Source organism: Motilimonas cestriensis (assembly GCF_021295315.1).
In the GTDB taxonomy this organism is placed as follows: Bacteria; Pseudomonadota; Gammaproteobacteria; order Enterobacterales; family CBDFNC01; genus Motilimonas; species Motilimonas cestriensis.
Window position 1 is genome coordinate 111,073 of the sequence record NZ_JAIMJA010000012.1, and the last position, 25,201, is coordinate 136,273.

At 43.8% G+C, this 25,201-nt stretch carries 18 protein-coding genes and 8 tRNA genes; 10 read left to right on the forward strand and 16 right to left on the reverse strand.

The genetic code is table 11. From position 1 onward, the window contains the following. Positions 1-39 precede the first annotated feature (39 nt). A complete protein-coding gene (locus K6Y31_RS13000) occupies positions 40-498 on the reverse strand; it encodes a methyltransferase family protein (RefSeq protein ID WP_233053399.1) in 459 nt (152 codons plus the stop codon). Positions 499-821: 323 nt separating this feature from the next. On the opposite strand from K6Y31_RS13000, the gene purE reads away from it, so the two are divergent. The 4 genes from purE (at position 822) to pyk (ending at position 5,287) form a co-directional block, all read left to right on the forward strand. Then, positions 822-1,307: a 5-(carboxyamino)imidazole ribonucleotide mutase gene (gene purE, locus K6Y31_RS13005; RefSeq protein WP_232800508.1), complete on the forward strand. Its 486-nt coding sequence runs from the start codon at positions 822-824 to the stop codon at positions 1,305-1,307. 1 nt (position 1,308) lies between these two features. Continuing rightward, positions 1,309-2,448, forward strand: a complete 1,140-nt coding sequence (locus tag K6Y31_RS13010; RefSeq protein ID WP_233053400.1) for a 5-(carboxyamino)imidazole ribonucleotide synthase — start codon at positions 1,309-1,311, stop codon at positions 2,446-2,448. 455 nt (positions 2,449-2,903) lie between these two features. Continuing rightward, the gene (locus K6Y31_RS13015; RefSeq protein WP_233053401.1) at positions 2,904-3,755 is read left to right on the forward strand and encodes a MurR/RpiR family transcriptional regulator; all 852 of its coding nucleotides are present in this window, start codon (positions 2,904-2,906) and stop codon (positions 3,753-3,755) included. Between the two features lie 95 nt (positions 3,756-3,850). Then, positions 3,851-5,287 (forward strand): pyruvate kinase, encoded by a 1,437-nt coding sequence (pyk, locus tag K6Y31_RS13020; RefSeq protein WP_233053402.1) that lies wholly within the window; start codon positions 3,851-3,853, stop codon positions 5,285-5,287. Positions 5,288-5,386: 99 nt separating this feature from the next. Here the strand turns inward: pyk and K6Y31_RS13025 are convergent, their stop codons facing one another. The 4 genes from K6Y31_RS13025 to topA form a co-directional block, all read right to left on the reverse strand. Further along, on the reverse strand, positions 5,387-7,660 hold the full coding sequence (locus tag K6Y31_RS13025; RefSeq protein WP_233053403.1) for an acyl-CoA dehydrogenase: 2,274 nt from the start codon (positions 7,658-7,660) through the stop codon (positions 5,387-5,389). A gap of 236 nt (positions 7,661-7,896) precedes the next feature. After that, positions 7,897-9,216 (reverse strand): glucose-1-phosphate adenylyltransferase, encoded by a 1,320-nt coding sequence (gene glgC, locus K6Y31_RS13030; protein WP_233053404.1) that lies wholly within the window; start codon positions 9,214-9,216, stop codon positions 7,897-7,899. 228 nt (positions 9,217-9,444) lie between these two features. Further along, entirely contained in the window at positions 9,445-9,909 is a 465-nt protein-coding gene (locus K6Y31_RS13035) for a hypothetical protein (RefSeq protein WP_233053405.1), read from the reverse strand. Positions 9,910-10,131: 222 nt separating this feature from the next. Next, complete coding sequence (topA, locus tag K6Y31_RS13040) at positions 10,132-12,777, reverse strand: type I DNA topoisomerase (RefSeq protein WP_233053406.1); 2,646 nt, start codon at positions 12,775-12,777, stop codon at positions 10,132-10,134. 301 nt (positions 12,778-13,078) lie between these two features. Between topA and astB the strand changes: the two genes are divergently transcribed. Then, on the forward strand, positions 13,079-14,404 hold the full coding sequence (astB, locus tag K6Y31_RS13045) for an N-succinylarginine dihydrolase (protein WP_233053407.1): 1,326 nt from the start codon (positions 13,079-13,081) through the stop codon (positions 14,402-14,404). A 7-nt stretch (positions 14,405-14,411) separates the two neighbouring features. Here astB and K6Y31_RS13050 read toward each other — a convergent pair whose 3' ends face one another. The 3 genes from K6Y31_RS13050 to K6Y31_RS13060 all read right to left on the reverse strand — a co-directional run bounded on the left by K6Y31_RS13050 (position 14,412) and on the right by K6Y31_RS13060 (position 18,426). Next, complete coding sequence (locus K6Y31_RS13050) at positions 14,412-15,593, reverse strand: methyltransferase (RefSeq protein WP_233053408.1); 1,182 nt, start codon at positions 15,591-15,593, stop codon at positions 14,412-14,414. Between the two features lie 91 nt (positions 15,594-15,684). Next, on the reverse strand, positions 15,685-16,647 hold the full coding sequence (gene pfkA, locus K6Y31_RS13055) for a 6-phosphofructokinase (protein ID WP_233053409.1): 963 nt from the start codon (positions 16,645-16,647) through the stop codon (positions 15,685-15,687). 912 nt (positions 16,648-17,559) lie between these two features. Further along, positions 17,560-18,426, reverse strand: coding sequence for an META domain-containing protein (locus K6Y31_RS13060; protein ID WP_233053410.1), 867 nt, complete (start codon positions 18,424-18,426; stop codon positions 17,560-17,562). A gap of 190 nt (positions 18,427-18,616) precedes the next feature. On the opposite strand from K6Y31_RS13060, the gene K6Y31_RS13065 reads away from it, so the two are divergent. Next, positions 18,617-19,261 carry a hypothetical protein gene (locus K6Y31_RS13065; RefSeq protein ID WP_233053411.1) on the forward strand — a complete coding sequence of 215 codons (645 nt, stop codon included), beginning with the start codon at positions 18,617-18,619 and terminating at the stop codon, positions 19,259-19,261. 129 nt (positions 19,262-19,390) lie between these two features. Here the strand turns inward: K6Y31_RS13065 and K6Y31_RS13070 are convergent, their stop codons facing one another. The 7 genes from K6Y31_RS13070 to K6Y31_RS13100 all read right to left on the reverse strand — a co-directional run bounded on the left by K6Y31_RS13070 (position 19,391) and on the right by K6Y31_RS13100 (position 21,251). Continuing rightward, positions 19,391-20,071 (reverse strand): DNA-3-methyladenine glycosylase I, encoded by a 681-nt coding sequence (locus tag K6Y31_RS13070; RefSeq protein WP_233053412.1) that lies wholly within the window; start codon positions 20,069-20,071, stop codon positions 19,391-19,393. Between the two features lie 403 nt (positions 20,072-20,474). Next, positions 20,475-20,550: transfer RNA gene (locus K6Y31_RS13075), tRNA-Val, on the reverse strand. A gap of 33 nt (positions 20,551-20,583) precedes the next feature. Then, positions 20,584-20,659, reverse strand: a tRNA-Val gene (locus K6Y31_RS13080). 165 nt (positions 20,660-20,824) lie between these two features. Next, a tRNA-Val gene (locus tag K6Y31_RS13085) sits at positions 20,825-20,900 on the reverse strand. A 33-nt stretch (positions 20,901-20,933) separates the two neighbouring features. Continuing rightward, positions 20,934-21,009, reverse strand: a tRNA-Val gene (locus tag K6Y31_RS13090). A 43-nt stretch (positions 21,010-21,052) separates the two neighbouring features. After that, a tRNA-Val gene (locus K6Y31_RS13095) sits at positions 21,053-21,128 on the reverse strand. Positions 21,129-21,175: 47 nt separating this feature from the next. Beyond that, positions 21,176-21,251, reverse strand: a tRNA-Val gene (locus K6Y31_RS13100). Between the two features lie 263 nt (positions 21,252-21,514). Here K6Y31_RS13100 and gltX point away from each other — a divergent pair. The 3 genes from gltX to K6Y31_RS13115 all read left to right on the forward strand — a co-directional run bounded on the left by gltX (position 21,515) and on the right by K6Y31_RS13115 (position 23,346). Next, a complete protein-coding gene (gltX, locus tag K6Y31_RS13105) occupies positions 21,515-22,927 on the forward strand; it encodes a glutamate--tRNA ligase (protein WP_233053413.1) in 1,413 nt (470 codons plus the stop codon). A 243-nt stretch (positions 22,928-23,170) separates the two neighbouring features. Continuing rightward, positions 23,171-23,246: transfer RNA gene (locus K6Y31_RS13110), tRNA-Ala, on the forward strand. Positions 23,247-23,270: 24 nt separating this feature from the next. After that, positions 23,271-23,346, forward strand: a tRNA-Ala gene (locus K6Y31_RS13115). Positions 23,347-23,377: 31 nt separating this feature from the next. Here the strand turns inward: K6Y31_RS13115 and K6Y31_RS13120 are convergent. Next, a complete protein-coding gene (locus K6Y31_RS13120) occupies positions 23,378-24,439 on the reverse strand; it encodes an HD-GYP domain-containing protein (RefSeq protein WP_233053414.1) in 1,062 nt (353 codons plus the stop codon). 272 nt (positions 24,440-24,711) lie between these two features. Between K6Y31_RS13120 and K6Y31_RS13125 the strand changes: the two genes are divergently transcribed. Next, a complete protein-coding gene (locus K6Y31_RS13125; protein ID WP_233053415.1) occupies positions 24,712-25,191 on the forward strand; it encodes an NfeD family protein in 480 nt (159 codons plus the stop codon). The last annotated feature ends 10 nt before the right edge of the window (positions 25,192-25,201 follow it).

The window sequence follows — 25,201 nt, forward strand, 5'->3', positions numbered from 1 at the left end:
TAAAGAGAATAAAGCACTATTTTAACGTGCTTACTATCATTAAAGCCAGCGCCGAACGCGTTGGCAGTATTGGGTAAACTCATCACCAAATAGTCGTGTAAGAGCCATTTCCTCGGGTTTTATCTGAAACTGGTTCATATACAGCACAAATAAGGGTACGGCAAAAAAACCGCTGAGGGTTTGTAAATAAAAAGCCCAAGTAAGCAAACAAGCCAATAAACCTAAGTACATGGGGTTACGACTGTATTGGTAAACCCCCGTTGTGACTAACTTTGTCGCCTGCTCTGGGTGCATCGGATTAACGGTTGTATCTGAGCGGCGAAATAATTGCACCCCAGCCAGACCAAATATCAACCCGATGATTAACGTTACACCTCCCCCCAACATAGACACCAGTGCCGGTAAGCTAGCAATAGGTAACCAAAGTGATACTAATTTAGCGATCACCATCGCCACCAAAAATACGCCAACAGGTAATACTTTAAGGGATAAGGTCATAGCTGCACCTTTGTAAATAAATAATGGTTATTCTATCGTCTGCTTTCTTTTATGGCTAAACTTTGTTCGGACCACACAGAGTAATAGACCCTCGCACTGGTAAAAATATTTTTGTGTATACTAACACGCTGTTTTTAATAACACTTAGTCCATTTTAGTGATACTGAAGCCATGGCTTATATTTGACTATTGATGAGCCATTGTAGTATTAATGGCCGCAATTTTCCCACCTGACCAATAATTAAACCTGATGCCTTTGGCTCAGGTTCAAAAATAGTTGGTTTTAGGTGGCTTTGGATGTAACAAGGTTGGAAGGAAGTAACATGAAAGTTGGCATCATCATGGGGTCTAAATCAGATTGGCCTACAATGAAAAACGCAGCAGATATGCTAGATCATTTCGGCATAGCCTATGAAACCAAAGTCGTTTCGGCACACCGTACTCCGCAGCTTCTGGCTGATTATGCTGGCGCTGCTGCTTCTCGCGGCCTAAAAGTAATTATCGCTGGCGCAGGTGGTGCTGCTCACTTGCCTGGTATGGCTGCTGCATTTACTAGCTTGCCGGTACTGGGCGTACCCGTTAAGTCTAAAGCCCTTAATGGCGTAGATTCATTACTTTCAATTGCACAAATGCCCAAAGGCGTTGCTGTCGGCACATTAGCGATTGGCGATCCGGGCGCAGCAAACGCAGGTCTATTGGCGGCACAAATTCTTGCCACTAGCGATGCTGAGCTAATGAGCAAAATCGATACCTTTAGAAAAAACCAAACCGAGACAGTATTAGCTAACCCAGATCCATCTGAGGACTAAAATGAAAGTCTTAGTATTAGGTTCAGGCCAACTTGCACGTATGATGTGTTTGGCAGCAGAGCCCCTTAACATTCGCACCCTAGCCTATGATGTGAATCAAGATTTGGTGGTCCATCCGATCACTCAATTACCGGTAGATATGTCTTATGCTGACGCCATCAGCGCAGTAGATGTGATCACCGCTGAGTTTGAGCACATTCCTGCGCCCATTTTATCCCTAGCAGAACAAAGTGGTAAATTAAAGCCTGGTGCCAATGCCATTCAAGCAGGCGGCGATCGCCGAATTGAAAAAGCTTTGCTAGGTCAAGCTAAAGTGAACAATGCTAAGCATCATCTCGTCAGTGATGAAGCAAGCTTTAATCAAGCGATCACAGAGCTCGGCTTACCCATCGTATTTAAAACCGCGAAAGAAGGTTACGACGGCAAAGGGCAATGGCGCTTAAAAGAAGCAGCCCAGGCCCAAGCGGTGTGGCAGCAAATGGCATCGGTATTGGCCAGCAGTGATAAAAGCCAAGCCATTGTTGCCGAGCAATTTGTGCCTTTTCAACGTGAAGTGTCGATGATCGGCGCGCGTAATGCTCAAGGTGAAATAAAAACCTATCCGTTAACGGAAAACCATCACGAAAACGGCGTGTTAAGTGTCTCATTAGCTCTTGGCGAAAATGATGTGCTACAGCAGCAAGCCGATCAGATGTTTACCGCGATTGCCCAAGCGTTAGATTATGTTGGCGTATTAGCCGTTGAATTTTTTGATTTAAATGGTGAGCTGTTGGTTAACGAGATAGCACCACGAGTGCATAATTCAGGCCATTGGACCCAGCAAGGTTGCTATTCAAGTCAGTTTGAAAATCACATTCGCGCAGTGTGCGGTTTACCACTGGGTGATACGCAGCTTATTCAGCCTAGCCTGATGGTGAACCTATTAGGTGAAGCTGAAGTGGATAACCAAGTTTTCGCTCTGCCGAGTGTCGGTGTACATTGGTACAATAAAGAAAATAAACCTGGGCGTAAAATGGGCCATATTAATGTGAGCGCAGCAGATAAAGCCACATTAACCAGCAAACTATCACAGCTTAAAAATCTGTTACCCATCAGTACTCATCAAGGTATAGAAGCGGTGTTAGTCAAACTTACCGCTTAACTAATCGTTCTAAAAAATAGAAGTTCGTATATAAAAAAACCAGCTTCGGCTGGTTTTTTTGTCAGTTTTCATCACTAAATACGGTGTGATATCAATTTTACCCAAGTAAATTAGTTATAAAGTTACAACACTTTCGATCGATAATTAATTAACCCAACAAACTCACTCAAGCGTCTAAATACTGGGCTTAAATCTGGTAAATATGTAGAAAGTGGTAACCCTTACACTCCATTTTTGTAACAAAACAACAATTTGGAGGGTGAAAATGGTTTTTAGAGCTGAAAATTGTAGCCTTATTACAGTATTTCTGAAATTTTTTTAGACTCGTATCATAGTTTTGCGAGATAAGAAACGTATTAAGAACACCTTTTCAGTATAGTTGAGCGATAAACTTTAAGTGCTTGTGCAACGTATCCGTTGATTCAAGTTAGTATGGTAGCAGCAGGTAAAGAGCAATGAACACACTCGAAAAGATCCAAAAAAGTCTCGATAGCTTCAGTAAATCTGAACGCAAAGTTGCTGAAGTGATCTTGGCATCGCCCCAAACCGCCATTCACTCAAGCATTGCTGCTTTAGCAAAAATGGCTGATGTTAGTGAGCCAACTGTAAACCGTTTTTGTCGCCGTTTAGACACCAAAGGCTTTCCTGATTTTAAATTACATTTAGCGCAAAGTTTGGCAAATGGCACGCCTTACGTGAACCGTCACGTTGATGAAGACGATGGCCCAGATGCGTACACATCGAAAATTTTTGAATCATCAATGGCCTGTTTAGACGCAGCAAAAAGCTCTTTAGACATTGCCACGGTTAATCGAGCGGTTGACGTGTTGACTCAGGCTAATAAAATTTCCTTCTTTGGTTTGGGCGCATCTTCTTCTGTTGCTCACGATGCCTTGAACAAATTTTTCCGCTTTAACATTCCCGTGCAGTGCTTTGACGATATCTTAATGCAACGCATGAGCTGTATTAACAGTGGCGAGGGCGACGTCATAGTGTTGATCTCGCACACAGGCCGCACAAAATCATTGGTAGAAATCGCCAGCTTAGCCCGTGAAAATGATGCTACAGTCATCAGTTTAACGGCTAAAGACTCTCCCCTTGCACGTGAATCAAACCTTGTGTTATCAATGGATGTGCCTGAAGACACCGATATTTACATGCCGATGGCGTCACGCTTGGCGCAGTTAGTACTGGTCGATGTATTAGCGACTGGCTTCACTTTGCGTCGTGGCATTAAATTCAGAGAGAACTTAAAGAAAGTAAAAGAGAGTATTAAAGATTCTCGCTTTGAAAAACCAAGTTTTTAACTAAGGGCTCTGATGAGCCCTTTTTTTTGCTTTCAATTTGTCATTTGCTACCCAGCAAGCTGGCGTAGCCTAAGTTTAAAACATGGAGTTATAACATGACCAGACGTACCAAAATTGTCACCACTCTTGGCCCAGCAACCGACAGAGATAATAATTTAGAAAAAATTATTGTCGCTGGCGCAAATGTGGTGCGCATGAACTTTTCCCATGGCAGTCCAGAAGACCATGTTAAGCGCGCGAAAGAAGTGCGTGATATTGCGAAAAAGTATCAAAAGCAGGTGGCAATTTTGGGCGACTTACAGGGTCCTAAAATCCGCATATCTACCTTTAAAGACAAAAAAATCAACTTGGCTGTCGGCGATTTATTTTGCTTAGACAGTGACTTTCCTAAAGGTGAAGGTAATCAAGAGAAAGTCGGTTTAGATTATAAACAGCTACCAAAAGACGTGGTACCTGGTGATATTTTGCTGCTTGACGATGGCCGGGTGCAGTTGCAAGTAGTGAGTGTGGACGGTAACTGTGTCAATACTAAGGTAACGATTGGCGGCGCATTATCAAATAATAAAGGCATCAACAAAAAAGGAGGCGGATTAAGTGCTGCCGCCTTAACAGAAAAAGATAAAGAAGACATTAAAACGGCTGCGATGATTAATGTTGATTACTTAGCAGTGTCTTTCCCGCGTAACGGTGAAGACATGCGCTATGCTCGCCAATTAGCTAAAGAAGCGGGTTGTAATGCCAAACTAGTCGCCAAAGTTGAGCGCGCAGAAGCCGTTGCCACAGATGAAGCACTTGAAGACATCATTATGGCCTCAGACGCAGTAATGGTTGCCCGCGGTGATTTAGGGGTTGAAATTGGTGATGCGAATCTGGTTGGTGTACAGAAAAAAATGATCCGCATGACGCGAAAACTAAACCGAGTGGTGATCACGGCAACGCAAATGATGGAGTCAATGATCAGTGCACCAATGCCCACTCGTGCTGAAGTAATGGACGTAGCCAACGCGGTATTAGATGGTACCGATGCGGTGATGCTATCTGGTGAAACCGCCGCGGGGGATTTCCCTGTTGAAACAGTGAAAGCCATGGCAGAAGTCTGTATCGGCGCAGAAGCTCATCCAAGTATTAATGTGTCAAATCATCGCATGAATTACACGTTCTCCTCCATTGAGGAAACCATTGCGATGTCGACTATGTATGCAGCTAACCATATGAAAGGAGTTAAAGCGATTGTGGCATTAACTGAATCAGGTTCAACGCCGCGCTTAATGTCACGAATCAGCTCAGGCTTACCGATTTACGCACTATCGCGCAATCAAAAAACACTCAGTTTATGTGCTTTGTACCGCGGTGTAACGCCGTTTGAATTCTGTAGCGGCGACACCGTTGCCAGCATTGAGATTAACAAACAAGCCATTGATAAGTTAAAAGCCGAAGGCTACCTGGCCACAGGCGATCAAGTGTTGTTTACTCACGGTGATCAATACAACAAAGGCTGTACCAACACCTGTAAGATTTTAACAGTAGAGTAATACTGAATTAAATTAACTTGCTGGCCCACTCAGTTTTTAACTAAGTGGGCTTTTTTTGTTTCATGATATTAAACTTGTCGTTTTATTTGCCAATAAAAATTACAGCTTATCAAACACATCAACGGCAACAGCTTTGTCTGTTAAGGCTAGTGACGTTAGTAATAATGTCCGCTCGTGCGCATTAATAATTCCTAACTTAAGCCCCTGTTCAATTTTTTCTACCATCGTCTCACCGACGATAGTTTTATCTTTAATTGCCCTAACAAGTTTGCGCTCTGCATCTAATGCAGCCAAGCGCGCTTTAAAACTGCGTTCGACAATGCCAGTCGCATCATTCTCACCGTCACCGATATAACACAAATGGGTAATCGCATCACGCAGCTCACAATCGGTCATCATGGTTTGGCATATCTCTTGCGCAAGTTGATCCGATGGTAAGCGATAATTAATACCCCAAGGAAACAATACTGTTTTTAAAATACGGCTGATCCAAGGCTGACTAAAATTGTCAAAAAAGCCATCAAACGCCTGACCGATTTGGTACAAGTTATATTGTATATTGTAGTGTACAAATGAAGCATCGCTGTCTGGCGAGCCACGATCATGAAACCACTTCAAGCTCGCAGAGGCCAAATATAAATGACTTAATACGTCGCCTAAACGAGCCGAAATCATTTCCTTGCGCTTTAAGTCTCCGCCCAACACCAACATGGAAACATCCGCCGTTAAGGCAAGAGCTCGGCTCATCCTCGTTAACTGGCGATAATAGGTAGCCATTTCATTGCTAACAGGCACTCCAATTAGCTTGCCCGCAGTTAAACCTTGCCAAGCCCCCATCAGGCTATTACTGATAGCAAAACCAATGTGCTTTATTAACACTTGATCAAACTTGGCTAATCCAACTTGGGGATCAGGCTCTGCCGCAGCGGCTAGTTCTGATAAAACATATGGATGACAGCGAGTGGCACCTTGGCCAAAAATCATTAAACTGCGCGTTAAGATATTCGCGCCCTCTACCGTGATCGCTATTGGGATCCCTAAGTATGCATGGCCTAAGTAATTTTGTGGCCCAAGTTGAATTGCCTTACCGGCGTGTATATCCATTGCATCGCTGAGTAATGTTCGGCCCATTTCTGTCATATGGTATTTTGCAATAGCGGTAACAATGGCAGGTCGCTGTCCCATGTCGAGCGCAGTGGTCGTTAAGGTACGAGCTGCTTCCAATTGATAGGTAAACGCACCAATACGCGCCATATTCCCTTGTACGCCTTCAAACTTACCAATAGGCAAACCGAATTGGTGCCTAACAAGTGCGTAAGCACCAGTCATACGCGTGGACAAATGACCACAGGCCGCGCCTAAAGCGGGTAATGAAATCCCCCGCCCTGCCGACAAACATTCCACCAACATACGCCAGCCTTTACCGGCATATTGCTGGCCACCAATGATCCAATCCATTGGTATGAACACATCGTTACCTTGAGTGGTGCCATTTTGAAAAGCCAGCCCCATTGGGTAATGACGTTGACCAATAATCACGCCTGGGTGGGCTGTTGGGATCAATGCACAGGTGATTCCTAGTGCTTTGGTTTCACCTATCAAGCCATCAGGATCGAATAGTTTGAACGCTAAACCGAGCACGCTGGCAACAGGGGCTAACGTAATATAGCGCTTGTCCCAGGTTAAGCTAATGCCCAACACACGCTCTCCCTGATAATCGCCATAGCAGATAATGCCTTTGTCAGGAATGCTACCCGCATCAGATCCCGCATTTGGGCCAGTTAGCGCAAAACAAGGTACCTCTTCACCCTTGGCTAACCGTGGTAGCCAATATTCTTTTTGTTCGGTCGTGCCATAGTGACTTAACAACTCACCCGGACCGAGAGAATTAGGCACCATTACCGTCACGGCTACCGACAAGCTTCGACTAGCAATTTTACTGACGATGGTTGAATTGGCTAATGCTGAAAACCCTTTACCGCCAAATTCTGGATCGATGATTAGCGCAAAGAAGCCTTCTTTGCGAAGATATTGCCAAACGGCTTCTGGTAGTTTGTGGTCTTGCTGCACTATTTTGTAATCATCAACCATAGCAAGCAGGGTATTCACTTGGTTGTCGATGAAACTTTGTTCTTGTTCGGTTAATTTTGCCTGTGTGTAGCCATGTAAGCGCTGCCAGTCAGGTTTTCCGGCAAACAATTCACCATCCCACCACACGCTGCCCGCTTTCATTGCCTCTTGCTCGGTCGCAGAAAGAGGGGGCAAAATTTGTTTAAAATAGCCAAATATGGGCCCCGAGATGAGCACTCGACGCACAGGTGTGACAGCAAAAATAATGACTAAGCAGATAAATAAGAGTAACAAGATTTCCATACAACCCCCTGGCCAATGCAAATGGCAATTGCGACGATTACCTAATCGCGTTAGGTGTGTTCTATCAAGGCTAGATAATAATCTCTACACTATAAATATACGCTAGTGGTACTAAATGAGTGCAGATGACAGTGGAAATGATTAATTAATGCTGAGATGTCAGCGAGTTATTAATAAGCCACCTAAGGTCGATTGACCTTTTTTAAAGTATAGGAGGCTTATTCTAGCTTGCTTAATTAATGTGTAAGTTGTGATGAAGCGAGCCAAGTGGTGTTTAAGTGATTATTCAAACTTGACTGTAACGCTTCAGGCTTCCCCGTGAGCATTTCAGGCGTAATAAGCAGAATACCTTTGTCTGATACACAATACTTCTTCTGGTCTTGAACCGGATCATAGCCGATGACGGTACCAGACGGTACTTGGCAACCTTCCGCTAAGATGGCGCCCTTAATTTTACAATCACGGCCAACATTAACCGATGGCAATAAAATGCAACCGTCAAGCTGACTTCTTTTTTCCACTCTAACGCGTGAAAACAATAAAGAATTCTTAACTTGAGCTCCCGATATAATACAACCAGCTGACACCACTGAGTCCACAGCCTCGCCGCGACAACCTTCATCATCAAATACAAACTTAGCGCCAGGTAATTGTTCTTGGCAAGTAAAAATGGGCCAGCGCTCATCATACAAATTCAGCTCTGGACTGACACTGACTAAATCCATATTGGCTTGATAGTATTCATCAAGATTGCCAACATCTTTCCAATAGTGTTGAATACCATCAGAAACCGAGTTAAATACATAGGCATAGACGTTGTGATGTTTTATCGCTTCAGGAATAATGTCATAGCCAAAATCGTGTTTTGAACTTTCGTTGTTTGCATCCGTAATCAACATTCGCTCTAGTACATCAATATCAAATATATAAATCCCCATGGAGCAAAGTGCGTGCTCATCATCACCAGGAATAAGAAATGGCGAAGCAGGTTTTTCTTCAAAAGCGGTGATCCGCTGTGCTTCATTAATTTGACAAACGCCAAAGGATTTAGCGCGCTCAACATCGGAACAAATCGTTGCTACAGTAAGCTCTGCACCTCGCCTTACATGCTCTGCAAGCATCAAGCTATAGTCCATTTTATAGATATGATCGCCTCCTAAAATCAATACATGTTTACAGCCCTGTCGACGTAACAAATCTAGATTTTGGAAAACCGCGTCGGCCGTACCTTTGTACCAATCATCGCCCTTTTGCTGCTGGGCAGGCACGATCCCAACATATTCGCCAAGCTCCCAGCGCATATGGCCCCAAGCGCGTTGTAAGTGAAAAACTAAGTCACATGCTTTGTATTGGGTTAATACATCCACACGACGAATACCAGAGTTAATACAATTAGAAAGCGTAAAATCAATAATGCGATATTTGCCGCCAAAAGGAATTCCGGGTTTGGCACGATTATGAGTAAGGTGTTTTAGCCGCTTGCCTTTACCTCCTGCAAGGACAATCGCGACAGTATCTCTTAGTTGGGCACTCGCTGCATAGGTAGCATTAAACATGACGCACAATCTCCTAGAATACAGTTTTACTGAATTTACATTTATTTTACATTACACCTATTAGGTATGAGTGACGGCTTAGATCCTGTCAAATTATTAGAAGGTTATTTAGCTAAAAAGTGAGTGTTTATTGACCGTAATCAAGGAGTGTTTTTTATTGTATTTTCACGCTAGCGTTAATTGAAAATTAGCACTAACGAGCAAAATTATGAGGGCAAACATGGTGGGTTAGCTCAGACGAAATAGCTTCAGATAACTACTTAAAACACCGTCTTCAAATTCAACGGCAGAATGAATACCATTGTCATCACTACCGACAATATCAAATTCGTAGAGGTGCTTATCAGCTTGAATGGCAACGTTGACGACACCTTTGTTTAAGGTCCAGCGACCCGTTAACGTTGCGCGATCAAATAGTGCAATATCTCGCAGTGTACCATTGGCATAAAAATGCATTTCGGTGGTGTAACCACTGGGGTTGGTTTTAACCCAGACGGTATTAACGATCTCTTGTTCGACCAGAGGCCGCTTACTTTGCAGCCAGAGAACATATTCTCCCTTGGTTGAAACATAACTTTTTAATTCTTCATCAAAAGGCGAGCAAGTATTCCAAAAAGGCGAGGTATGCCCTTCCACTTCCCGTGAATACAGTAAAATTTTCTTATCTAATTCAGACCATTGCTGCGCTAACATTAATGCATTCTCTCTACTTTAAACCAGTGAAGGGAGCGTATACACGCCTACTTATCTCTAACGCTTACCTTTCGGTTTGGCTAGCAAGACCTATTCATTAGAATAGAAAACAAGGAAAATACTGCTGGTGAAGATAAATAAACTGAGAGCCACTACAAAAAAAAAGCAGCCTATTTGGCTGCTTTTTCGATCTATATCGGGTTTTTTATTCAGAGCAGTGAATTAATCATCTGCCTTTTTAGCTGCCGCCTTTTTCTTCGTCATCTCTTCAACCCATTTACCATCAATGTACTTGGCCACCCAGCCAGTAGGCTTCTTATCAACTTCTGTCATCACGTACTGCTCCTTGGTTTTACGGCTGTAGCGTACAACAGCGGGTAAACCATCCGGATCAGCTTGTGGGGCATGAGTTAGGTACTCAAACTTAGGTGACAATCTGTCTTTAAATTGCACAAGCTCAGAGACTAAAGGAGCACGGGTTTCACGAGATTTAGGGAATGTACTTGCCGCTAAGAAAATACCTGACGCACCATCACGCAAAATAAAATAGGCATCGCTGTTCACACAAGGCAGTTCTGGTAAGTGCACTGGATCTTCTTTTGGCGGCGCAACTTCACCACTTTTTAAGATCTTACGGGTGTTTTTACATTCTTCATTAGTACAGCCCATGTATTTACCAAAACGGCCATTTTTCAACTGCATATCTGAGCCACACTTGTCACACTCAACAATCGGGCCGTCGTAGCCTTTTATCTTGAACTTGCCTTGCTCAACCTGATAGCCATCACATGATGGGTTATTACCACAAACATGTAACTTACGGGTTTCATCGATGAGGTAACTGTCCATTGCCGTACCGCATTTATCACAACGACGTTTAGCCATGAGCGCTTCAGTTTCAGCATCCTCACCTTCAGCAATAGCTTCTTCACCTGGAGTCAGGTTTATGGTGGTTTTACACCTTTCTTTTGGCGGTAAATTATAACCCGAGCAACCCAAGAAAACACCGGTACTGGCGGTGCGAATACCCATTTCACGGGAACAGGTTGGGCAGCTAATGTCGGTGATCACCATTTCATTCGGTGGCATACCACCTTCTTCTTCTGGCTGCTCTGCGAGGGCTAATTTTTGGCTAAAGTCGCCATAAAATGAATCTAATAAATCTTTCCAATTTTCATCACCGTTAGCGACTTTGTCTAAATCACCTTCCATTTCAGCGGTAAAATCATAGCTCATCAATTTTTCAAAACTACCCACCAAACGGTCAGCAACGATTTCACCCATTTTTTCGGCGTAAAAACGGCGGCTTTCAACCTTAACGTAACCACGATCTTGGATCGTCGAGATAATGCTGGCGTAAGTAGATGGACGCCCGATGCCACGTTTTTCCAGCTCTTTTACAAGAGAGGCTTCGCTATAACGCGCTGGCGGCTTGGTGAAGTGCTGCAGTGGATCAAGCTTCAATAAATTGAGTATTTCACCTTTGCTAAGGTCTGGCAGGTGCACGTCTTCACTGTTTTTACGCACCGCCGTTTGTACCCGAGTCCAACCATCAAAACGTAAGATGCGGCCCTTGGCTTTTAAGTGGTAATCACCCGCTGCCACGGTCAAGGTAGACGAATCGTATTTTGCCGGTACCATTTGACATGATACAAACTGACGCCAAATTAACTCATATAAGCGCTGTGCGTCACGGTCAAGGCCCTGAATATCATTTTGGGACACTGACACATCTGAAGGACGAATCGCTTCATGGGCCTCTTGAGCGCCTTCTTTGCTGCCATACTTATTTGGCTGCTCCGGCAGGTATTTCTTACCGTAATTGTCTTCTATATATTCACGCGCAGCATCAACGGCATCTTTACTTAAATTGGTTGAGTCGGTACGCATGTAAGTGATGTAACCCGCTTCGTATAAACGCTGGGCTAACATCATGGTTTTCTTTACGCCAAAGCTCAGGCGAGTGCTCGCCGCTTGTTGCAATGTCGAGGTAATAAATGGCGCTGAAGGCTTACTAGTTGTAGGCCTATCTTCACGGCTCAGCAGGCTAAATTGGCTGCCTTGCAATTCATTCACCGCCGACATTGCTTGGGCTTCGTTAGTTGGTTTAAATGCCGCTCCTTGGTATTTAGCCACTTCCATGCGTAACTCGTCACCTTTAGGGGTAGTTAGGTCAGCATGTAAATCCCAAAACTCTTCCGGGTTAAAGGCCTTAATTTCGCGCTCTTTGTCTACTACAAGGCGCACAGCAACAGATTGCACTCGGCCTGCGGATAAACCTCGCGCGACTTTTTTCCATAGCAGAGGCGATGCCATGTAACCCACTACACGGTCAAGAAAGCGACGTGTTTGCTGGGCATTTACACGGTCGATGTTCAGCTCGCTTGGTTGGCTAAATGCTTCTTGAATTGCAGATTTAGTGATTTCGTTAAACACAACGCGTTGATATCTGTCGTCTTCGCCGCCGAGAACTTCGCGCAGATGCCACGCTATTGCTTCTCCTTCGCGGTCCAAATCCGTTGCGAGATAAACCATATCGGCTTTATCTGCGAGCGATTTCAACTCGTTAACTACTTTTTCTTTGCCCGGTAGGATTTCGTAGTGGGCTTCCCAATTTTTATTCGGGTCAATCCCCATGCGGGCAACTAATGCTGCGTAATCTTTGGTTTTTTTCAGTGCAGCCTTTTCTTCAGCTGACAAACCTGCCGTAGAGGTTTTAGCTTTAGCGGTCGTTTTTTTGGCGCTGCCACTGGTTGGCAGATCTCGAATATGCCCGACGCTCGACTTAACAACAAAATCCTTCCCTAGGTATTTGTTGATCGTTTTCGCTTTGGCTGGTGATTCTACAATAACTAGCGATTTGCCCATAAATTCAGCTTAACTCTGGTAATGAAAATTAAAAAATGGCCGCAAGTACTCTACCTGTACTTCGTTCGACACTTATATAGATTGCCTATAACTGCTGTAAGATCAACTGTCATTTCTATTTATAATTCAGCAGCGGATTGTAGCCACGAGACTACGCATTGCAACCCTCTAAATATGAAAATGCGTTGGAATACCGCTTTCTGTCAAGAAAAAAATATTTTTTCTTTTATCAATCGGTTCGTAATTTCTTCCTTTATTACACTAAATTTAGAACTAAGACGAGCCAGCAAAGCGATGCCTAATGAAGACAATTGAAATGAATTTTGATGGCCTAATTGGGCCAACCCACAACTATGCCGGACTGGCTTTTGGCAACCTAGCCTCAACAGCAGCGGCGCACCATACTTCAAGCCCAAAACAAGGGGCATTACAAGGCTTAGAAAAAATGCGGTTGCTGCATCAACTGGGGGTGCCACAAGGCATTTTACCGCCCTTGCAGCGGCCTCATTTTCCAACCTTAAAACAGCTCGGCTTTAGTGGCTCAAAATCAAATATAATCAAACAGGTAGCCAACATGAACCCCGCATTACTGGCAAGCTGTTATTCCGCCTCAAGCATGTGGGTTGCCAACGCCGCCACCGTGTCTGCCAGTCAGGATTGTCAAGATGGCAAGCTGCACTTTACACCCGCGAATCTAATCAGCCAATTTCATCGCTCAATCGAGCCTAATGACACAGCTGCGATGCTAAAAGCAGTCTTTCCCAACTCAGAGTATTTTATCCATCACCCGCCCCTACCGTCGCACCCAGAATGGGCCGACGAAGGGGCTGCAAATCACACTCGATTAAGTTTGAATAATCACCAAATGGGACTCAACATTTTTGTCTATGGCCAAGCAAAGGCCACGACATTAACCCCACGTTTTTTTCCAGCACGGCAACGGTTAGAAGCCAGCCAAATGATTGCTTGGTCGCACGGATTAACGCCCCTTCACACGTTGTTTTTGCAACAATCACCTCAAGCCATCGACCAAGGCGTATTTCATAATGATGTTATTTGTGTCGGCCACAACAATTGCTTGTTTTATCATCAACACGCATTCGCCGATGAAACGCAATTATTGCCCTTTTTAACCAAGCACTCAGCGCAACAAAACTGGCAACTTATCAGGGTACTAGAGTCTGAAGTCCGCATGAAAAATGCAGTCGAAAGTTATTTATTTAATAGCCAAATTGTGACGACAAAAGACAATAAAAAAGCATTGATCGCACCGCAGAACTGCGCAAGAAATCAACAAGTTTCACAGTATTTAGTGACCTTAGCGCAATCTGATAATGCCATTGATGAGGTCCACTTTGTCGATTTGGACCAGAGCATGAACAACGGAGGTGGGCCTGCTTGCTTACGCTTAAGAGTATGTGTAACAGAAGATGAATTAGTCGCCATCAACCCTGCTTGCAGCTTTAATTTAAATCAATATGAGGCGCTAAAAGACTGTATTGAGCGTACTTATCCAGACCGTCTTACTCCTCGCGACTTAGGCGATCCAGCACTACTTAAAACCACGCAAGCCGCACTAACCGAAGTAGGTAAAATATTAGGCGTGTCAGAACTTTACCAATTTTAAATGAATATTAATTGGCCAAGTGCGCTTTTATTAGCAAGTTTCTAGGAGTGACTGAAAAATCACAAAAGCGCATAACTTCAACCTGATAACCAGCTTCTTCAAGATACAAAGCGCGGTCTAAAATAAGCCAATGTTCGAGTGGTTTACGAAACCGTTGCCGCACTAACTCCATTCGCGCTAAATCGTACTGCTGCTGTTCGCCTAAGGCGAGTGAATCCAGCAACAAATTTGCCACAAAAGGTATCGATTTCTCTGCACATGCCCAGCGACAAAAATCTTCATAGCTATCTGTTAGCAAAGACTTCGCAAAATTTGGCAATGGCGTATATACCGGTTCACCTGTAAGTAAACTCACATAATGAGAAAAACTTAAACGCCAAAGCAGCTCAGTGTCACGCAGCCGCTGCCCTCTTAAACCCGTGGTAACGAGCTGTTGCAGCGGGAGCTTTAAGTCTAATTTGTTTAACGTTATTGATTGCCGCTGCGCGACTTGGCTCATGCCGGTGTATTGTTCACCTTGGATCAAATGATAACAACAAGGGGACACCATCACAGCTGGCACTCTCTGCTGTTTAGCTAAGGATAACAATTGCATATGTAGCTGGCCGCACGCATGTAAGGCCATCACACCGCACTGTTGATTGATACAATCACTAACATCATCTCGTAGCACATCTGCGTGAATAAAGTGTTGTTGGTAATGGTGTTGATCAGCCAGACGCTGACCACTTTGACAAAGGCTCTGTTGCCATTCAATTGAGGTAACTTGGTGCGCTGAGCCAAACAATGCCGCTCGCCCTAGATGCCCTTTACCTGCGCACCACTCAACCCAATGCTTAGGTGACGACGGCAACTGAGCTGTAAACGCAGTAATTTGCGATAGCTTGCGCCCCTTAATACCATTGGTAAGCCAAAAAGGCAGTTGCTCAGTGTCAGCTGTGGCAGAGGACAACCAGTCATCCTGCAGCGCCACAAGATCAGGCAAAAACGGAGCAATCCATTTTTGCGCTTGCTCATCATTATTGAGCAGTTTTGTTAAACTTGCTGACGGCAGCGCATACAAAGCATCACCTAAATCGCTGTATGCTGGCAGCCAAGGCGGTGTTGAGTGTGCAAAAGGAGTAAACTGCCATAGTACGCGATAGCGTTGTATAACAGCGCTGAGCTGCTCAAAATGGTCACGAAGCAAAAGGATCACCAAGATAAAATGACAAACACAAAAAAGCCAGTAATCAGAACATGATTACTGGCTTATGATCAAACGCTGTTTACATTATCAATTAGAATAAACGATTCGATAAATCATACAGGTCTTGGCGGAATGGACGACGCATTGTTGTCAAACATTCAATGATGTTGTGGTGTACCAGCTGGCCTTTTTGAATGCCAACACAACGAGCGCTCTCGCCTTTAAGTAATAGTTCAACCGCAAAGCTGCCCATGCGACTCGCTTGTACACGATCCCAAGCGTTTGGCGCGCCACCACGTTGAATGTGACCTAAAATAGTTGCACGCGTTTCACGGCCAGTTGCGCTTTCGATACGCTTAGCCATCGCATTAACGTCGGTCATTAACTCAGTAATGGCAATAATTGCATGTTTCTTGCCTTTTGCTTCACCGTCTTCAATTTGTTTTAGCAACTCTGACTCATCAAAATCAACCTCTGGCACGATAATGTACTCAGAGCCACCGGCTACTGATGCCCATAGTGCTAAGTCACCACAATGACGCCCCATGATTTCAACGATTGAAATACGGTTGTGAGAAGAAGACGTATCACGTAGTCGATCAATCGCATCAACGACTGTATCTAAAGCTGTCATGAAGCCAAGTGTGTAGTCAGTACCCGAAATATCATTATCGATCGTGCCCGGTAACCCGATACATGGAAAGCCCATTTCACTTAATTTCATTGCGCCCATGTAAGAGCCGTCGCCACCGATGACCACTAGTGCGTCGATGCCATGTTTTTTTAAATTCTCAATGGCTTCTTGACGAATGCTTTCTTCTTTAAATTCTGGGAAACGTGCTGAGCCTAGGATTGTGCCACCGCGATTAATAACATCTGACACATCATGGCGGCCCATAGGCTTAATGTTGCCGTGATATAATCCGTAATAGCCACCGTAAATACCAAACACTTCCAAGCCTTCTGACAAGCCTGCTCTTACTACCGCGCGAATGGCCGCATTCATACCCGGAGCATCGCCACCACTGGTTAGTACGCCTATTTTTTTAATCACTTGCTACCTCGCCAATTTAAATCAAACTTTTCCTAACAGCCCGGTAAATCGACCCAGCTGTTACCTGCATGCTTGGAGCTTAGCGCTCTCTTAAGTTCACATCTGGAGAAAACCCCATTAGTGTACCTATTTTTTTTGTTTATTGTAGTTAGTAGATCAATATAAATTTCAGTTATGAGCAATTTTATGGCCAATCAAACCGAAATAGTTGTAAAGAATCTACTCATACTGAACTTTGGCTTATTATGATGTAATAAATCCACCTTTTCTTTGTTCTTTCGCAAAAACCGCGCGTCATATTTGGCATTTTCAGTGCTACTCATAAAATAATGGTAAAAAATAACCACATGATGAGTCGACAGGGCCTTTACCCAGCAGAGCGCCTCATTTCAAGAGCTGGCGCACACTCTATCGTGGAAAATACAATTAATAAGTGAAAACCCTACTTGCGCACGGAACTAATAAAGCCGATAGTTGTCTTACTCATTGGATCTAGCATTAAACTCCGTCTGATTGAGATTGTAATGCGGACTAATTTGTATATTCACTAGATTGTCATTTTTTTGCCCCACAATCGTCATTTTTTCAGGGCAAGTTAAAGAAGATAAATTAAACAAACAATAAAGAAAGAAGAGAGAGAATTATATTATGCAAAACAAAAAACGAAACCTACGTAACCGACATCTTTGGTTTAGCCTATGGAATCCAAAGCAACAAGATTTGCCACATTTATGTGACGGTCAACTCAAACCTATTCGTAACAGCGGTCGCTAAGACCACTGCCCTCCTAAATACTGATTAACTTAATAATAATCAACACTTATCACCCGCCGCATGGCAATATTAGCAGTAACGGTTAATCAATAAAAAAGCCCAACGGTCAACCCGCTGGGCTTTTTAGTTTGAAGCTGCTTAGTTCATATAACGCGATTCAAAGGATGCGACCACTTCACCGCTGGCATTATGCAACGTTAGGGTTTCACCAGCGATACCATAGCTAGCCACATCAGCCATTGCATTTAAGTAAGCTTGCTCCTGCTCCATACCGTTAACACACATTTTACGAGTGCCCGCCAACGGTGTCAGTGAAACTTGATTGCCGTTTACTTCATAGTTACCCATGAAGTTGTTGCAACCCGAAAACCCCCGAACTTGATTTTCCTGGCTCATAAACTGTACAAACATCTCGCGAGCACCTTCAAAGGAAGGCACATGGTGATCGCCTATTTTCATCAGCTTCCAATAAGTATTGGTAAACTCAGCGGTCACTGGCGTTTGCGCTACTTGCTTCACTATTATCTCAAAAGGCTGCTTGGCATCGTTAGCGAAAGGGTCTAGATGCTCCGTTGATGTATAAAGCAAAGCATCATTCAATTTGATCGTTGCGCGCAGGCTATAGCGATGGTTAGCTTTGATTTCGTTAACGTCATAATCAAGGGTTAGCGCAAAAGGCGGCCCTCCCTGCACTTTAATTGACTGCTGCCCCAATAAGTCTGCTTTGGTATCAGTTTTAGACACATCCAACAGGCTAACCTCTACCACAGACCCCGGGGTTAAGCTACTTCGGTCTAAATAAAGGACTTGAGTGTCGAGTTGTTTCATTTGGTTAGTCTCTGTTGGAGTACCTTGCTTGGTTGTGCTTTGTGGTATTTCGGTTGTTGTTACGTTTACGGCTGGCGCGTCTGGCGTATTAGGCTCGATTTTTTCGTTACATCCTTGCAATAAACTCGCTGCCAGTAAAACCGATGACGCAACAGTAATGGTTTTGGCTCTTTTCATAGACACACCTTCAAAGGGAAATAGGTAACACTGGGTTATGGCACTTATCATGATGATTTAGCATCAGTAAGTGAAATAAATAATTGTCATAGTGATTATGAATAGCAAGGTAAGTCTATTTTTACTTTGCATCAGTAGTAAAAAATGCTGTACTTGCGCCGCCATTTTAATTCGACCAATGAGATCTTAATTGATGACTGACCATGCTGCTATTGACGTGCCTTTTTCCTTTCGCCATCAATGTTGGTTTTGCGCTGAGCCGAGTAAACAAAGTTTAGACTTCCCGCTGCATGATGATGAAATATCCCTGTGCGAGCACATACCGCTACAGCTACCTTGCTGCCCAGAGTGCCTGAGCATCGCCAAGCAACATAAATTGTCCGCAACCCATATCGACACGTTCAGAGCCAAGCTAAAAAAAGCCTTAGCCCTACGCTATAAAAAACACTTAGATATAGGTAACAATTGGACCAAAGAAGAGCTAGCGCAAAGTGAGTTTAACGGTAAAGCGTTTGAAGGATTTAAAAAGAGCGCTTGGATGATGTTTGAGATTGCCCAAGGGAGAATGGAGTTTCAAGGCTGGCCGATTATCGTCAATGGCCTTGAGATCAGTGCATTCGCCCAACCAAGCTTTAGCTTTGATGGAGAAGAGTTTCCTCATTTAGAAGCAGCGGTACAAGAATATGCCAAACGCTTCCAAATCAATCCTGCCTATCTCTCTGCTGTGGTTGATAAAATTGGCTCTACGCGGTTTTCAGCTGCAATCCGACATTGCCGAATTAACCCCCTCGACGAACCCGAAGATTTAGCTTTATTAGTCAGCTTAGTGAATTAATCGCGCGCATTGTAAAGCCTTACTTGGCGTCAAACTTCGTTGCTTATGAATTATAACGAGAGGTTTAGTCTCTCGTTATCACTTTTCTGCACGCAATAGCAAAGATAGACAATCCCATAGAAAGCTTACTTATTGATAATTGTCGCCCACTGAATTGGCTATAATTTGGCTGAGATGAGTATAAGACAAGCCACTTTGCTGTTGTAGCTCGTTAAACGCCTGCTGACATTGTTGCAGCCCTTTTTTGCTTGTCGTACCAACGTCTAACGCACCTTGGGCTCGCAAATAGCCTTCAACATCTTTGGTAAGAATAAAAGTATCTACGCCAAGCTTACGCAGACTATAAGCCGCAATATTGCCACCAAGCCGGGCGCCATGTTGCTTTAAATAAAGCCAAAGCCCAGTAACATCATCGCTTGGCCACTGCGCAATAAAATGTGCAAATGTGCCGTGCTCCCGCGCCAGCTCTAAAATCATTTGCGCATTGTGTGGCACGGTTACAATTTTTTGTCGTGCTCTGACTATACGGGTATCTTGGCATAGTTTTTCAATATGCTGATCACTAAGAAGTACCATTTTCTCCGGCGCAAAGCCAAAGAACGCATCCTCAAAACCAGGCCATTTGTTACGTACAACCGACCAAACAAAGCCAGATTGAAAAATAGTTTGCGTAAATGCCGCAAGATAACGGTCATCAGAAATCTGGGCAACGTCTTGGGATGACAAAACCGGTGAAAGCAACGCACTTAAAGCTGCCTCGCCGCCTTTACGCTGGCAAGCGCGCTGATAGATTTGATCAAATTTTTCCAAAATATTCCCTTTAAATTCAATATTCAGTTATTCGCAACAAGAGGCTATCAGTTAGCCAAATAAATTGCACTGAATCATCAATCGATACATATCAAACTCTATACTGCATCTATCAGATTGATCGAATTGAAGGAACTTGAATAATAGCTAGGAAGTCGAAAGGAAAAATTTAAGGGTAAAGGTTATGCAATTGCACTAATCTGCTTGATGATTTTTTAACTGGAGGTTGTTGTATGTTGGAGCGGTACTGCTTTCTCTGAAGGTTAATCTCTCTATCGGCACTTCGTATCAATCGAAGTGGTGGGCGATACTGGACTATTAATCTGTCCCCGCATTATAAATGGTGCGGTGCTCTCCCTGTAGAGTCTTCATTTTCTCTATCGGCACTTCGTATGAATCGAAGTGGTGGGCGATACTGGGCTTGAACCAGTGACCCCCGCCTTGTAAGGGCGGTGCTCTCCCAACTGAGCTAATCGCCCGATAGAGTATAAAGTTGGCACTTCGCGTTGAAGTGGTGGGCGATACTGGGCTTGAACCAGTGACCCCCGCCTTGTAAGGGCGGTGCTCTCCCAACTGAGCTAATCGCCCAACTTTATTTTTTACTTCAAATTTTGTTGTTCTCTACCGCCACTTTGTATGAATCGAAGTGGTGGGCGATACTGGACTATTAATCTGTCCCCGCATTATAAAATAGTGCGGTGCTCTCCCTGTAGAGTCTTCATTTTCTCTATCGGCACTTCGCATGAATCGAAGTGGTGGGCGATACTGGGCTTGAACCAGTGACCCCCGCCTTGTAAGGGCGGTGCTCTCCCAACTGAGCTAATCGCCCAATAGAGTATAAAGTTGGCACTTCGCATTGAAGTGGTGGGCGATACTGGGCTTGAACCAGTGACCCCCGCCTTGTAAGGGCGGTGCTCTCCCAACTGAGCTAATCGCCCAACTTTATATTGTTACTTCAAATTTTTTATCTGAGTATTTCGTTGGTGGGCGATACTGGGCTTGAACCAGTGACCCCCGCCTTGTAAGGGCGGTGCTCTCCCAACTGAGCTAATCGCCCAACGAAATAAACTTCAAATTTTTACTCACACTACTTTAACAAAGTAGTGGTGGGCGATACTGGGCTTGAACCAGTGACCCCCGCCTTGTAAGGGCGGTGCTCTCCCAACTGAGCTAATCGCCCTTTCCAAATCAACGCTTGCCTTGTTGCGACATCCGCTGTGTTTGTGAGGGCGTATTATAGGGAGCTAACTCTTATCGTCAACACCTTTTTTTTCAATTTTTATCGACTGCGCATTTTTTAAGTCATTTGAATAAAAACAAGGCTAGTTTTGCTAAAAAAAGCGCCAAGTGGTGTTTTAAGCTCAGACAAAAATTGAGCTTGAGCTGCTGGAAGGATAAAATGACACCAATTTTTCTATTCAAAATAAAGGACACAAGTCTGTTATGACTATAAAAACGCGTTTTGCCCCAAGTCCAACTGGCTACTTACACATTGGTGGTGCACGCACCGCATTATATTCTTGGTTATATGCCAAGGCCAACCAAGGTGAATTCGTACTAAGAATAGAAGACACAGACCTTGAGCGCTCTACCCAACCGGCTGTTGACGCCATTTTAGAAGGCATGACGTGGTTAGGTTTAACTTGGGATGAAGGCCCTTATTATCAAACTAAACGTTTCGATCGCTATAAAGAGCTGATCCAAAAATTAGTTGATGAAGGTAAAGCTTACCGTTGTTATTGCACTCCAGCTGAATTAGAAGCCATGCGTGAAGCGCAAATGGCAAAGGGCGAAAGCGCAAGATATAACGGTGAATGGCGTGACCGAACCGATTACCCAACCGATAAGCCTTATGTCATTCGTTTCAAAAACCCGCAACAAGGCAGCGTTATTTTTGACGACCAAGTGCGCGGTCCTATCGAATTTAAAAACACAGAACTAGACGACCTAATCATTTTACGCAGTGATGGTGCGCCCACTTATAACTTCTGTGTTGTTGTTGATGACTGGGACATGGGCATTACCCACGTCATTCGCGGTGAAGACCACATCAATAACACCCCTCGTCAAATCAACATACTTAAAGCATTAGGTGCACCAGTGCCTGTGTATGCCCATGTATCAATGATTTTAGGTGATGATGGCGCCAAATTGTCTAAGCGTCATGGCGCAGTCGGTGTGATGCAGTACCGCGATGACGGCTACCTTCCTGAAGCTATCCTAAATTACTTAGTACGTTTAGGTTGGTCTCATGGCGATCAAGAAATATTTTCCATGCAAGAAATGCAAGACCTGTTCAAATTAACCGACATTAACAAAGCCGCGTCTGCATTTAATACCGAAAAACTGAACTGGTTAAACCAACATTACATTAAAACCGGCGATCCGGCCCACGTTGCTAGTTTCCTTGAATGGCACATGCAAGACCAAGGCATTGATATCGCTAACGGCCCCGCCCTAACAGATATCGTGCCAGCATTATCAGAGCGCGCCAAAACCTTAAAAGAATTAGCTGCATCAAGCCGTTATTTTTACGAAGACTTCAGTGAGTTTGACGAAGCTGCGGCGAAAAAGCACTTACGCCCTGTTGCCGCCGAGCCGCTGCAAAAAGTACAAGAAAAACTAGAAGCCATTAGCGACTGGAATGATGAAGCCATATTACATCAAGCCATTCAAGCTGCCGCAGATGAACTTGAAGTAGGAATGGGTAAAGTCGGTATGCCGCTACGCGTTGCAATCACCGGCGCAGGTCAATCACCTTCATTAGACATTACTTTAAAGCTGATTGGCAAAGCCCGCAGTATTGCAAGAATAAGCAAGGCATTAGAATTTATCGCAAACAGAGCCACAAATTAACGTCAACCGCTTTGAAGCTCTGTTACCAAGGAAGCACTTATGCTGCATTGCATTTAGTAACTTGGAAACGAACTAAATTGTTGAAAGAATAAGCAAAGCGCTGAAATTTATAGCAAACAGAGCCACGAATGAATTTTAGCTGCTTTTTAGTGTTGACAGCACACAGTGAGGTGCATAAAATGCGCCTCACTTAATGCAAATCAGACGGCGTTAAGTAATTAGTTTGTAACAAGTAAAAGTTAAGGGGCCATAGCTCAGCTGGGAGAGCGCAACGCTGGCAGCGTTGAGGTCTGCGGTTCGATCCCGCATGGCTCCACCACTTTTATCTTGCTATTAAATTATCGGGGCCATAGCTCAGCTGGGAGAGCGCAACGCTGGCAGCGTTGAGGTCTGCGGTTCGATCCCGCATGGCTCCACCAATTCATGAACACCTTCCTAAAATACTCATTTCTAATCATCGAATGTGGCTTTAATTTCAAGAAAATCATTTAAATTATCAACTAAAATAGCCACTAAATTTGGATCAAACTGTTTGCCTGATTGCGCCAAAATATAACCAATAGCATCATCTACAGGCCAAGCGGGCTTATAAGGTCGCACTGTGGTTAATGCATCAAACACATCCACTAAACAAACAATTCTGCCTTCAATCGGAATAGATTGCCCACGTAGCCCTTCGCTATAGCCGGTACCATCCCACTTCTCATGATGATGCTTAGCTATCGATTTCGCCATTTGAATCAACACCGAAGGATGATCAATAAAAAACTCATCTACCACATCCACATGGGTTTTCATGATTTCAAATTCTTCATCGGTTAACTTGCCAGGTTTAAAAAGAATTTCATCTGGAATGTGTAACTTGCCGATGTCATGCATTGGCGCAGCTTTCTCAACTAAACGTACTATGTGCTCAGGTAAACCATACTTTCGCGCTAATAAGCCGGAAAATTTACCCACTCGCATAATATGTCGCCCGGTATTTTTATCATGCATTTCTGCCAGATTCGCTAAGTTCATAATCAAACACTCCGTGGCTTCTTCCAGCTCTTTCGTGCGCTGTTGGATAACTTTTTCAAGCTGGACGTTAGAGCGCTTTTGTTGCTTGAATGCATGAATGAGTTTTAACTGATTCATCACTCGTAATTTCAGTTCATATTCATCGTATGGCTTTTTAATAAAATCATTTGCACCCACTTTTAACGCTTTAATATGACTGTTTTGCTCACTTGAACCACTGACGACAATCACGGATACCTGCTCAGAAGTAAAACGTTGGCGCACTTGCATAAGAATGTCGTAACCCGTATAAAACGGCATCTCTATATCGAGGATCAATAAGGATGTTGACTCATCCACATAAGACATCACTTTTCGTGAATCAGTCAACGCAATCAGCTCAAGCGGATTCATTAGCTGATTGAGCATTTCTGTCATGACGAGTACATTAGTGATGGAATCATCACATATAATGACTTTCTCTTGATACATCTGCTGCACGTTAATGCCCATAACAGCCCACTTCAATCGAAAATTAATAATTTAAATAATAGTAAAGAGCTCCAAAAAATTCATTAAAATCGATAAAATCGTCTAATTAAATCGTTAAGTTGATAAACCTTGAGGTTTGTGGGGAAAAACCAAAAAACAAATTGACATAATATGTCGAAAGCACTAACGTTTATCCTAAACATAAACTCAAAATAAACTCAGATTATATTAACTGGCTCAATCCATTTAGAGCATGTACCTGTTACTATGATTGCTGAAATCAAGGAGTCAACATGAATGCATTAACCCACCCTCTTTACTGGGCTGTTGCTGGTGCGCTATTAATGGCAGCTGAAGCTATTATTCCCGGCGGCATTGTTGTGTTTATTGGTATCGGTTCAATGATAGTCGCCGCCAGCCTGCAATTTGGCTTAATCTCCACTTGGGTCGGCGCGTTAACATTGTGGTTCATTTCTTCGTTAATTCTACTGTTGGCATTTCGTAATGTTGCACAAAACATGGTAGGCGGAGACAGCCATATTGATGACACTGATGAAGATGCTTACCTTTATGGCAAAGAAGCGACTGTAGTCGAAACCATCGGTCCCGCCACCCATGTTGGCCGCGTGTCTTGTTTAGACTCGACTTGGCCTGCCATTGCCGATGGTTCGACACTGACACCTGGCACCAAAGTACGGATCATATGCCGAGACAATATTTCACTCGTGGTTGAAAAAGTTAAAGACGATTTACGAGCCAAATTCAAACTATAGGAGAGTCAAT